This window comes from Streptomyces sp. NPDC048419 (genome assembly GCF_043200415.1).
GTDB lineage: Bacteria > Actinomycetota > Actinomycetes > Streptomycetales > Streptomycetaceae > Streptomyces.
The window spans coordinates 129,844-141,961 of record NZ_JBICXT010000014.1 but is presented as its reverse complement, the minus strand read 5'-3'; the positions used below and the strand labels follow the sequence as shown (position 1 = coordinate 141,961).

The following is a 12,118-nucleotide window of genomic DNA, read 5'->3' as shown; positions in this document are numbered from 1 at the left end:
CCTCACTTCGCCTTCCCTTCCATCTCCACCAAGGAATCCCCATGCGTCGTACCGCACTTGCCGCCGTCTGCCTTCTCGCCGCGGCCACCACAGGTCTCGTCGGCTGCCAGTCCGGCAAGGACAAGGCCGATGACAAGGCCGGTGGCGGGACGTCCGCCACGGCCGCGTCGAGCAAGCAGAAGGAGCCGTTCGCCGGACTGAGCGCCGACGAGATCGGCGACCGGGCCATGAAGGCCACCACCGGCGCCTCCTCGCTCCGGATGAAGGGCACCGTCCAGGACGACGAGAGCGCCGGCACCATCCGGATCGACATGGCCCTGGACAAGAAGAACGAGTGCGCCGGCACGCTCGGCATGGGCACACGGGGCAAGGCCGACCTGATCAAGACCGGCGACACCGTCTACATGAAGTACGACGAGGCGTTCCTGCGCGAGCAGAGCAAGGGCGAGTCCAAGGCGGACGTCGACGCGGCCGTCGGCATGCTGGCCGGGAAGTGGACCAGGATGTCCGCCAAGGGCTCGGACGCCAAGGACATCGCGAGCTTCTGCGACCTGAACTCGGTGCTCGGCGGCGCCGAGGACGTCGGTTCGGACGGCTCCTCGGGCGGCGCGGACGACCCGACGGCGACCCGGGCCGGCACGGCTCAGGTCGACGGTGCGACGGCGGCCGTCCTGAAGGTCAAGGACGGCAAGGACCGCTACACGATGTACGTCGCCACCGAGGGCAAGCCGTATCTGCTGCGCCTGGACAGCACCGGGACGGACGCGGGCTCCATCACCTTCAGCGACTTCGAGAAGCCGGTTCCGGCGCAGAAGCCCGCCGGGAAGATCCTGGACCTGGACGCCCTGGGCGGCTGAACCGCCCCCGCCCCCTGAGAACGGAAGCCCTCAAAGGGCGTGCCGCATCCACACGTTGGGCTCGACGTACACGGCATAACCCCGCTCCGGCTCGCACCGCACCGGCACCAGCGCACCGGGCACCTCGACGTCCCCCCGGGCGTCGAAGGGCAGCCCGGTCCAGCCGCGCCACTCGGTCAGCGAGCCGGAGACGGTCATGGAGGCGGGGGCCACGCACTCGATGCGGGCGCCCGCGCGGGCGTGCACGCGCAGCCACGGGTCGTGCGGCAGCCCGTCCGCCCGCACCCGGTGCGCGTACTCCTCGATCGGGGTGCGCGGTTCGAGGTGCTTGGCGCTGGGGCGGACCGGGGCCACGACCTCGCCGAAGCCGAGGCTGCCGGCGTTGTCGCGCAGCGCGGAGAGCATCCGGGCGGACAGTCCGCGGCCCTGGGCGTCCGGGGCGACGACGATCGCGATGGCGCTGACGGTGTCGGGGCGGGCCGAGCCGCGCAGATCCTCGAAGGCCCACACGAGCACCTGGTCCCAGCCGCGGGCCGGCAGTGCGCCGCGGCCCTCGGCGGCGAGGACGAAGGGCACGCTGTAGGCGTGGGCGAGGACCTGGTCCCGCTCGTCCACCGCGAACAGGACGTACTCCGGGAGTTCGGCGGCGATCCGTCCGTAGTGCGCGTCGCCGACGGGGTCGTGCTTCACGAACTCGGGCCAGCTGTTTGCCATCTGCACGACCGGCCCGAACATCTCGGGGCGCTCGGCGAGGCTCGACACCTTCAGCTCCATGCGCTCACCGTAGGCGGGCACCGCACGGCCGGACACCGCTTTTTCGCGCCGCCCCGGCACGCGCCGCCCCGGCACGCGGCGCCGCGGCTCAGCCCGCGTGGAAGCGGCTCGGCGCCTTCGTCGGGTTGCCGCCGCTGGGCAGCTTCTGCCCCGGGCACGTCCTGAGGACCCTCTCCATCGCGGCCTTCTCCGCGGCGGTCACCCACAGCCCGTACTTCTTCTTCACGGCGACCTGCGCGGCGACGTACGTGCACCGGAAGGCCTTGTTGGGCGGCACCCAGGTCGCGGTGTCGCCGTCACCCTTGGAGCGGTTGGTGCTCGCGTCGACGGCGAGGAGGTTGAGCGGGTCGTTGGCCAGGGCTATGCGCTTGCCGGCGTCCCAGTACTTCGCGCCCTTCTGCCAGGCGTCGGAGAGGGCGACCATGTGGTCGATGTCGACCAGGCTGCGGCCGCGCCTGTAGGCCACCTGCTTGCCCGAGTACGGGTCCGACTCCAGCACGCCGTACGACACCTTGCAGGTGCCGCCGGTGAACTTCACGTCGTCCAGGTCCCGTTTGAGGATGTCGTCCCGGGTGTCGCAGCTGTTGGAGTCGGTGTCCGCCCAGGCGGTGCCGAACCTCTCACGGCTGTAGCCCGTCTTCGGCGCCCGGCCCTTCACGGTGAGGGACTCGGCGGCCGTGAGGGCGGCGCCGCCGCCCCCGGTCTGCTCCGGCCCGCCGGAGCCCGTCTTCGTCTCCGCCTTGCATCCGGCCACGGCGAACACCAGCACGACGGCTGCCGCGGCCCCGCCCCTCAGACGCCTCACGGTGCGCCCTCCCCTTGCCACCCAAGTCCCCCCTGCAGGGGGCGTCTTCCCGTCTACGGCTTCGCGCACACCGTAGCCGCAGGGCGCACGGAGTCGTTCACGAGGTCCAGACCAATTCGGACTGAAGTGGTCGATCGACGCAATTCAGACGTACCGTCGAGAGTGAGTAACTCCGGAAGGAGCTCTGGATGGGCATCTTCGACAGGTTCAAGAGCAACCGCCAGATGCAGGACAAGGCCAAGCAAGGCTCCGACATGGCGGAGAAGAAGGTCAACGAGAGGACCGGCAACAAGTACGAGAGCCAGGTCGACGACGCGCAGCAGAAGATCGAGGGCCAGATGGGTATGGACCGGGACAGGCCCGAGCAGCCGTAGCCCCTGGAGGCTCGCCGGTTCTTCCCCCAACCTGAGATCGGAAGCCGTCCGCGGAGCGCATGCTCACGCGGACGGCTTCCCCCAGCCCTGGTACGGGTATTCGGCTACGACCCCAGGATCGACGTCAGGAACTCGCCGACCCAGCCCAGCAGTTGGCGTCCGACCAGCGGCTTCCCGCCCACCTTCGCGGTCTTCGGGCGCGGTACGAGCACCTGGTGGACCGCCGGCTTGACGACGACGCCCGGGTAGAGCCGCTTGACCCGCAGCTCCTGGGACTCCCGCAACTCCACCGGTGCGAAGCGGATGTTGTTGCCCTGCAGGACGATCTCGCCGACGCCGCACGCGCGGGCGAGCATGCGCAGCCCGGCGACCAGCAGCAGGTTCTCGACCGGCTCGGGCAACTTGCCGTAGCGGTCGACGAGTTCCTCGCGCACCGACTTGACGTCCTCCTCCGTGTTGGCGGAGGCGATGGCGCGGTACGCCTGCAGGCGCAGGCGCTCGCCCGGGGCGTAGTCGTGCGGGACGTGCGCGTCGACCGGGAGCTCGATCTTGACCTCGAGCGGCGGCTCCTCCTCGACACCGCCGTCCAGCGCGGCCCGGTAGTCCGCGACGGCCTCGCCGACCATCCGCACGTACAGGTCGAAGCCGACGCCCGCGATGTGTCCGGACTGCTCACCGCCGAGCAGGTTGCCGGCGCCGCGGATCTCCAGGTCCTTCATGGCCACGTACATGCCCGCGCCCATCTCGGTGTGCTGGGCGATGGTGGCCAGGCGCTCGTGCGCCGTCTCCGTCAGCGGCTTCTCCGGCGGGTAGAGGAAGTATGCGTAGCCGCGCTCGCGGCCACGCCCGACGCGGCCTCGCAGCTGGTGCAGCTGGGAGAGGCCGAAGTTGTCGCCGCGCTCCACGATCAGGGTGTTGGCGTTGGAGATGTCGATGCCGGACTCGACGATCGTGGTCGAGACGAGGACGTCGTACTTCTTCTCCCAGAAGTCGACGACGACCTGCTCGAGCGCCGACTCCGACATCTGGCCGTGCGCCGTCGCGATGCGTGCCTCGGGGACGATCTCACGCAGGCGGGAGGCCGCGCGGTCGATGGACTCGACCCGGTTGTGGATGTAGAAGACCTGGCCCTCGCGCAGGAGTTCACGGCGGATGGCCGCGCCGATCTGCTTCTCCTCGTAGGGGCCGACGAAGGTCAGGACCGGGTGGCGCTCCTCGGGCGGGGTGGTGATGGTCGACATCTCGCGGATGCCGGTGACCGCCATCTCCAGGGTGCGCGGGATCGGGGTGGCGGACATCGTCAGGACGTCGACGTTCGCGCGCAGCTTCTTCAGCTGCTCCTTGTGCTCGACGCCGAAGCGCTGCTCCTCGTCGACGATGACCAGGCCCAGGTCCTTGAACTTGGTCTCCGAGGAGAACAGGCGGTGGGTGCCGATGACGACGTCCACCGAGCCTTCGCGAAGGCCCTCCAGGACGGCCTTCGCCTCGGTGTCGGTCTGGAAGCGGCTCAGCGCCCGCACATTGACCGGGAACTGGGAGTAGCGCTCGCCGAACGTCCCGAAGTGCTGCTGGACCAGGAGGGTCGTCGGGACCAGGACCGCGACCTGCTTGCCGTCCTGGACGGCCTTGAAGGCGGCGCGGACCGCGATCTCCGTCTTGCCGTAACCGACGTCGCCGCAGATCAGGCGGTCCATCGGGACCGTCTTCTCCATGTCGTCCTTGACCTCGGCGATGGTGGTGAGCTGGTCGGGCGTCTCCGCGTACGGGAAGGCGTCCTCCAGCTCGCGCTGCCACGGGGTGTCCGTGCCGAACGCGTGCCCGGGGGCCGCCATGCGCGCGCTGTAGAGCTTGATCAGGTCGGCCGCGATCTCCTTGACGGCCTTCTTGGCGCGCGCCTTGGTCTTGGTCCAGTCGGCGCCGCCCAGGCGGTGCAGGGTGGGGGCCTCACCGCCGACGTACTTGGTGATCTGCTCCAGCTGGTCGGTGGGGATGTAGAGGCGGTCGCCGGGCTGGCCGCGCTTGGCGGGGGCGTACTCGACGACCAGGTACTCGCGCGTGGCGCCCTGGACCGTGCGCTGCACCATCTCGATGTAGCGGCCCACGCCGTGCTGCTCGTGGACGATGTAGTCGCCCGCCTCCAGGGTGAGCGGGTCGATCGTCTTGCGGCGGCGGGCCGGCATCCTGGCGCCGTCCTTGCCGGCCGCCTTCTGCCCCGACAGGTCGGTCTCGGTCAGGACCGCGAGCTTCAGGGCCGGGTCCACGAAGCCGTAGTCGATCGAGCCGCACGCCACGTGCACGACGGACGGGGAGATCTCACCGAGCTCCGCGTCCAGACGGGCCGCGATGCCCTCGCCGCCCAGCACCTCGACCGTACGGGCCGCGGGACCGTGGGCCTCGGTGACGAAGACCGTGCGCCAGCCGTCGGCGAGCCAGCCCTTGGTGTCGGCGAGGGCCTTGGCGGTGTCGCCGCGGTAGGTCTCGGGGGCGTGCATGCCGAGCTTGAGGGTGTCCGCGTCGAGCTCCTCGTCGGCGGCGAACGGCGACACCGACCACCACATCATGTCCAGCTCGCGCGCACGGTCCCGGACGTCCGCGATGGACCGCAGGGAGGCCGCGCCGACGTCGATGGGGGCCTCGCCGCCGCCCGCGGTGGCGGCCCAGGAGGCCTGCAGGAACTCCTGGCTGGTGGCCACGAGGTCGGCGGCACGCGTGCGTACCCGCTCCGGGTCGCAGACGAAGGTCATGGCGCCCTTGGGAAGCACGTCGAGCAGCAGCTCCATGTCGTCCACGAGGACGGGGGCCAGGGACTCCATGCCCTCCACCGCGATGCCCTCGGCGATCCTGCCCAGCAGCTCGCCCAGCTCGGGGTGCTCTTCGGCGAGGGCACGCGCCCGGGCGCGCACGTCGTCCGTCAGCAGCAGCTCGCGGCAGGGCGGCGCCCACAGGCCGTGCTCGGCGACCTCCAGGGAGCGCTGGTCGGCGACCTTGAAGTAGCGGATCTCCTCGATGTCGTCGCCCCAGAACTCCACCCGCAGGGGGTGTTCCTCGGTGGGCGGGAAGACGTCGAGGATGCCGCCTCGTACGGCGAACTCGCCGCGCTTCTCGACGAGCTCCACGCGTGCGTACGCGGCGGCGGCGAGGGCTTCCACGATGTCGTTCAGGTCGGCGGTACGGCCGGTCCTGAGGGCGACCGGCTCCAGGTCGCCGAGGCCCTTGACCTGCGGCTGGAGCACGGAGCGCACGGGCGCCACGACGACGGAGACCGGGCCGGTCTCGGGGTCGTCGGTGCTCGGGTGGGCGAGGCGGCGCAGCACCGCGAGCCGGCGGCCCACGGTGTCGCTGCGCGGGCTCAGCCGCTCGTGCGGGAGCGTCTCCCAGGAGGGGTACTCCACGACGCGGTCCGGCGGCAGCAAAGACCTGAGGGCGGCCGCCAGGTCCTCGGCCTCGCGGCCGGTCGCCGTCACCGCCAGCACTGTGCGGCCGGTCTCGCGGGCCAGCGCGGCCACCGCGAAGGGGCGGGCCGCCGGGGGGCCGACCAGGTCGACGTGCATGCGGCCCGCGCCCGCTGCGGCCTTGACGGCTTCCGCGAGGGCGGTGTCCTTGACGACGGCGTCGAGCAGACCGTGCAGGCTCATTCGGGGCGGCTTTCGTCCGGGGGTGGGCAACGCGAATCGCCCGACGCGCGCTGCGGGCCGGGGGTCCCTCCAGCGTACGTCGCGCCGCACGGCGGTGCGGGCGCCTGTGGACAACGCCGATCACTGTGGCGGCACCGGGCGGCCCGGCTGATACCGGCCGCCGCAGGAGGCCGACGCTCACAGCAGAACCCGGCGCCGAGGAGTCCCCCAAGACTCCCCGGCGCCGGGCGCTCCCCCGCAACCCCCGTGTGCGGTGGCCGTTCCCCCCGTGTCCCCCTATTCGGTGGCGATGGCGTTCAGGACGTTCATGCGGCCCGCGCGGAACGCCGGGATGAGGGCTGCGATCAGGCCGACGAAGGCCGAGCCGAGGAAGACCGCGATCAGGGTCGGCCAGGGCACCTCCAGGACCTTCAGGCCCTCCAGGGCGAGGAGCTTCTGGGCCGTGGCGCCCCAGCCCATGCCCAGGCCGAGGCCCAGCAGGGCGCCGAAGAGGGCGATGACCACCGACTCCATGCGGATCATGCGGCGCAGCTGGCGGCGGGAGAGACCGATCGCCCGCATCAGGCCGATCTCACGGGTCCGCTCGACCACCGAGAGGGCCAGGGTGTTCACCACACCGAGGATCGCGACGATGATCGCGAGCGCCAGCAGGCCGTAGATCATGTTCAGCAGCTGACCGATCTGGTCCTTCAGCGCCTGCTTGTAGTCGGTCTGGTCGCGCACCTTGTACTGCGGGTAGTCGTGCAGCGCGGACTTCAGCGACTTGTACGCGGTGTCCTGCTGCCCGTCCTTGGCGGTGGCGAAGACCAGTTGGTCCAGCGGCATCTTGGCGGCCGGCACGTACTTGGCGAGCGTGGAGATGGCGGTGTACTTCGAGCCCGCGTCGATCAGGCCGTCGTTGCTGGTGATGGCGCGGACCGTCAGGTTCGCGGTGGCGCCGTCCTTGAACGCGATCCTGATCTTCGAGCCGAGGTGGACGCCGTGGGCCTTGGCGAACTTCTCGTGCACGGACATCGAGTCGGGCAGATAGGCGTCCTTGAGGTTGCCCGCGACGGTCTTGACGCGCAGGTCGGTCGCGTACGTCGGGTCGGCCGCCGTGATGTCGGTGTCCTTGAGCGTTTTGCCGTCGGGCGTGGTGTAGTCGGCGGTCGTCGTCTTGTACTCGGTGACCCGGGACAGCCCCGGCGTCGACTTCACGGCCTGCGCGGCCTGCGGGGTGATCATCTGGCCGCTGTCGGACTGGATGATGAAGTCCGTGCCGACGGTCTTGTCGAGCTGGTCGGTGGCGGAGGCGACCATGGAGGAGCCGACCACCGAGAGGCAGGCGACCAGCGCGAGCCCGATCATCAGGGCGGCGCCGGTGGCACCCGTACGGCGCGGGTTGCGCAGCGCGTTGCGCTCGGCCATCCGACCGACCGGGCCGAACATCCGCAGCAGCACGGCGCCCAGGACGCGCACCACGGCGCCCGCGAGCAGCGGGCCGATGACGACGAACCCGATGAGGGTCAGGACCACTCCGAGGCCCAGCCACAGCGAGCCGTCCTTCGCCTTGTCCACGCCCGCGGCCAGGAAGAGGCTGTAGCCGCCGGCACCGGTCAGGACGAGGCCCACCAGGGCGCGGATCCGTCCGGCCCGTGCGTCGGCGGGGGCTCCGGCGTCGCGCAGCGCGGCCATCGGGGAGACCTTGCCGGCCCGGCGGGCGGGCAGGTAGGCGGCGAGGACCGTGACCACGACGCCGAGCAGCAGGCCGACGACCGGGGTGGTCCAGGCGACCGTCAGGTCGCTGGTGGACAGGTGCATCCCCATCTGGCCCATGAGCTTCATCAGGCCGACCGCGAGCCCGACGCCCGCGCCGACCCCCAGCACCGAGCCGAAGACGCCGAGCAGCGTCGCCTCGACCAGCACGGAGCGGTTGACCTGCTTGCGGGACGAACCGATGGCCCGCATCAGGCCGATCTCACGGGTGCGCTGGGCGACCAGCATCGAGAAGGTGTTGATGATCAGGAAGATGCCGACGAGGAAGGCGATCCCGGCGAAGCCGAGCATCGCGTACTTCATGACGTTCATGAAGCCCTCGACGTCCTTCTGGTTGGCGTCGGCGGTCTCCTTGGCGGTCTGCACCTTGTAGCCGGTACCGAGGGCCGAGCGCACGTCGTTCTTCAGCTGCGGGTCGCTCACGCCGGAGGCGGCCGTGACGTTGACGTTGGTGTAGACACCGGTCCGGCCGACGAGCGTCTGCTGCGCGGTCTTCGTGTCGAGGTAGAAGATCGCCGCACCGGGGTTGGTGACCTGGAAGTCGGCGATGCCGGAGATCCTCGCGTGGTGCGTGCCGACCGCGCTGATCACACCGAGCTCGTCACCGAGCTTCAAGTGGTGCTTGTCCGCGGTGTCGGCGTCGACCATCACCTGGTCCGGGCCCTTGGGCGCCGTACCGGAGGAGATCTTCATGGTGCGGGCGTCGTTGCCGTTCCAGCTTCCGACGATGGTCGGGGCGCCGCTGGAGGGCGACAGGTTGTCCTTCTTGTCGTCGACGACCGTGACGGAGGTCGAGAAGACCGTTCCCTCCGCCGACTTCACGCCCTGCGCCGAGCGCACCTTGCCGAGCACGGAGGCCGGCATGACCGGCGGCCGGCCGTTGTCCGAGGTCGTCTCACCGCTGTCGGAGGCGCCCTTGGCGCTCACCGTCACGTCCGAGGAGGTCGCCTGGAACAGCTTGTCGAACGTGGTGTTCATGGTGTCGGTGAAGACCAGCGTCCCGCAGACGAAGGCCACCGACAGCAGCACGGCGATCGCCGAGAGCGCCATGCGTCCCTTGTGCGCGAAGAAGTTGCGCATGGACGTCTTCAGGACGGTCATGACGTACGCCCCCGGGCGTCGAAGTCCTTCATGCGGTCGAGGACGGCGTCCGCGGTCGGCTTGTGCATCTCGTCGACGATCCGGCCGTCGGCGAGGTACAGCACCCGGTCCGCGTACGAGGCGGCGACGGGGTCGTGCGTGACCATCACGATGGTCTGCCCGAGCTCGTCGACGGAGCGGCGCAGGAAGCCCAGCACCTCGGCGCCCGCACGGGAGTCCAGGTTTCCGGTGGGCTCGTCACCGAAGATGATCTCGGGCCGGGCGGCCAGCGCACGGGCGACGGCGACGCGCTGCTGCTGACCGCCGGAGAGCTGGGCGGGCCGGTGCCTGAGCCGGTCGGAGAGCCCGACCGTGTCGACGACCCGGGCCAGCCACTGCTTGTCGGGCTTGCGCCCGGCGATGTCCATGGGCAGCGTGATGTTCTCGATCGCGTTCAGCGTCGGCAGCAGGTTGAACGCCTGGAAGATGAAGCCGACCCGGTCCCGGCGCAGCTGCGTGAGCTTCTTGTCCTTGAGCCCGGTGATCTCCGTCTCGTCCAGGTAGATCTGGCCGGAGGTCACGGTGTCGAGGCCGGCGAGGCAGTGCATCAGCGTGGACTTGCCGGACCCCGAGGGGCCCATGATCGCGGTGAACTGGCCACGGGCGATGTCCACGTCGACGTGGTCGAGGGCGACGACGCGCGTCTCCCCGGACCCGTACGCCTTGACGACCTGCCGCGCCCGCGCGGCAACGGCCGTACGCCCTCCAGTGCCCCCGTGCCTGGGAATGGTCACGGCCGAAGTCATGGTAAGTCTCCTATGTCGGGCAGCAGATGGGTCTGCCGGCCTGCGGATGAGCTGTGCGGATGAGTCGAACGGTGAAGCGGTACGTCGATGAGTCTGTCGCCGAACAGGGGTGCCGCGCGCTGGTGCCCAGCACCCTCTTCTACGGGGGAAAACCCCACCCCCGCCGGTTCGGTCAACCGCCCCCCAGCGGCATAAAGCCAGGTTAAGGACGCCCTGCGCCCGTCTCGTCCTCCGGCGGGACGAACCCTCCCCGAGCCGTAGTACGGAGGAACCCCTAAGGGAGCTCCACCGACGGGTGGAGCCGATCTAGGGGTTCGGTCCACCCACCGGCCCACTCACCTTCCACCCTGCCGCGACAATCAGCAGGGGGTGTCGCGCGAAGCGCGCCGTTGAGGGGTGGTGGCCGGGCGACGGGAGGGCCAAGTGGCAGAGTGGTCGCGGCAGATAGATGCACGGGGAAGGAATCCGGTGGACCAGGGGGACACGGAGATACGGGCCTCGGTGGCGGACGGGCACCCGAAGGACACACGCAGACGGGGAGCGGTCGTCGCCGCGCTGATGCTGGCGATGGCGCTCGCCGCCCTGGACGCCACCATCGTCTCCACGGCCGTCCCCCAGATCGTCGGCGACCTGGGCGGCTTCTCCGTCTTCTCCTGGCTCTTCTCCGGCTATCTGCTCGCGGTGACGGTGACCCTGCCCGTCTACGGCAAGCTCTCCGACACCTTCGGCCGCAAGCCGGTCCTGGTCGCGGGCGCCGCCGTCTTCCTGCTCGGCTCGCTGCTGTGCGCCGCGGCCTGGAACATGGGCGCGCTGATCGCCTTCCGCATCGTGCAGGGCCTGGGCGGCGGGGCGTTGCAGGGAACGGTGCAGACCCTCGCCGCCGACCTCTACCCGCTCAAGGAGCGGCCCAGGATCCAGGCCAGGCTCTCCACAGTCTGGGCGGTGTCCGCGGTGGCCGGCCCCGGCCTCGGCGGCGTCCTGGCGGCGTATGCCGACTGGCGCTGGATCTTCCTGGTCAACCTCCCCATCGGCGCTCTGGCGTTGTGGCTGGTGATCCGCCATCTCCACGAACCGGCGCGGGAGTCGGCCGGGCGCCCCCGTATCGACTGGGCGGGCGCGCTGGCTGTGTTCGCGTGCGGAGGCGTGCTGCTGACGGCGCTGGTGCAGGGCGGGGTGGCCTGGCCCTGGCTGTCCGCGCCGTCGACGGCCCTGTTCGGTACGGGACTTGCCCTGGTCGCGCTCGTGGTGGTGGTCGAGCGCCGGGCGGCCGAGCCGATCATCCCCGGCTGGGTGTGGCACCGGCGCACGATCGCCGCGGTGAACCTGGCGCTGGGCGCGCTCGGCTTCCTCATGGTGGCGCCGAGCGTGTTCCTGCCGACGTACGCGCAGTCGGTGCTCGGCCTGGCACCGGTGGCGGCCGGATTCGTGCTGTCCGTATGGACGTTGAGCTGGCCGGTGTCGGCGGCCCTGAGCCAGCACGTGTACCGCAGGATCGGCTTCCGCAACACGGCGATGCTCGGCATCGGGACGGCGGCGCTGATCCTGTTCGCGTTCCCGTTCCTGCCGTATCCGGGCTCGGCCTGGCAGCCGACGCTGCTGATGCTGTTCCTCGGCGCCGCCCTCGGGCTGTTCCAGCTCCCGCTGATCGTGGGCGTGCAGTCGACGGTGGGGTGGGCGGAGCGTGGCACCGCGACGGCGTCCGTCCTCTTCTGCCGCCAGACCGGCCAGACGATCGGCGCCTCGGTCTTCGGCGCGGTCGCCAACGGCGTGCTCGCCGCCCGCCTCGGCGGCGCGGGCGACCTGGACTCGGTGACGCGGGGCCTGGACTCGGGCGCGGTCGCGGAGGCGACCCGGCGGGCGATCGCGGACGCGGTGCACGCGGTGTACATCGGGGCGGGATGCGCGGCCGCCGCGGCCTTCCTGGTGCTGCTCCTCCTGGCACCGAAGCGGTTCCCGGTGCTCCAGGACTGACATCCCGGGCGTACACGGGGACCCGATCTGTCAGGCCTCCGGCCCGCCAAAAACCTGAGTT

At 70.7% G+C, this 12,118-nt stretch carries 8 protein-coding genes; 3 read left to right on the top strand and 5 right to left on the bottom strand.

The features are described 5' to 3' along the window. Window positions 1-41: 41 nt before the first annotated feature. The gene (locus ACGFYN_RS27610; protein WP_393868569.1) at window positions 42-857 is read left to right on the top strand and encodes a hypothetical protein; all 816 of its coding nucleotides are present in this window, start codon (window positions 42-44) and stop codon (window positions 855-857) included. 30 nt (window positions 858-887) lie between these two features. Here ACGFYN_RS27610 and ACGFYN_RS27605 read toward each other — a convergent pair whose 3' ends face one another. Continuing rightward, the gene (locus ACGFYN_RS27605; protein WP_393868568.1) at window positions 888-1,631 is read right to left on the bottom strand and encodes an N-acetyltransferase; all 744 of its coding nucleotides are present in this window, start codon (window positions 1,629-1,631) and stop codon (window positions 888-890) included. Between the two features lie 88 nt (window positions 1,632-1,719). Beyond that, window positions 1,720-2,436 carry an HNH endonuclease family protein gene (locus tag ACGFYN_RS27600; protein WP_393868567.1) on the bottom strand — a complete coding sequence of 239 codons (717 nt, stop codon included), beginning with the start codon at window positions 2,434-2,436 and terminating at the stop codon, window positions 1,720-1,722. Between the two features lie 188 nt (window positions 2,437-2,624). Here ACGFYN_RS27600 and ACGFYN_RS27595 point away from each other — a divergent pair, with 188 nt between their 5' ends. Then, window positions 2,625-2,810: an antitoxin gene (locus tag ACGFYN_RS27595; RefSeq protein WP_384263759.1), complete on the top strand. Its 186-nt coding sequence runs from the start codon at window positions 2,625-2,627 to the stop codon at window positions 2,808-2,810. Between the two features lie 104 nt (window positions 2,811-2,914). On the opposite strand, the gene mfd is transcribed toward ACGFYN_RS27595, so the two are convergent. The 3 genes from mfd to ACGFYN_RS27580 all read right to left on the bottom strand — a co-directional run bounded on the left by mfd (window position 2,915) and on the right by ACGFYN_RS27580 (window position 10,086). Beyond that, a complete protein-coding gene (gene mfd, locus ACGFYN_RS27590; protein ID WP_393868566.1) occupies window positions 2,915-6,445 on the bottom strand; it encodes a transcription-repair coupling factor in 3,531 nt (1,176 codons plus the stop codon). A 276-nt stretch (window positions 6,446-6,721) separates the two neighbouring features. Then, window positions 6,722-9,301, bottom strand: coding sequence for an ABC transporter permease (locus tag ACGFYN_RS27585; RefSeq protein ID WP_393868565.1), 2,580 nt, complete (start codon window positions 9,299-9,301; stop codon window positions 6,722-6,724). Further along, entirely contained in the window at window positions 9,298-10,086 is a 789-nt protein-coding gene (locus ACGFYN_RS27580; RefSeq protein WP_393868564.1) for an ABC transporter ATP-binding protein, read from the bottom strand. The genes ACGFYN_RS27585 and ACGFYN_RS27580 overlap by 4 nt, the downstream gene beginning before the upstream one ends. A 468-nt stretch (window positions 10,087-10,554) precedes the next feature. Between ACGFYN_RS27580 and ACGFYN_RS27575 the strand changes: the two genes are divergently transcribed. After that, window positions 10,555-12,057, top strand: coding sequence for an MFS transporter (locus ACGFYN_RS27575; RefSeq protein WP_393868563.1), 1,503 nt, complete (start codon window positions 10,555-10,557; stop codon window positions 12,055-12,057). Window positions 12,058-12,118 lie beyond the last annotated feature (61 nt).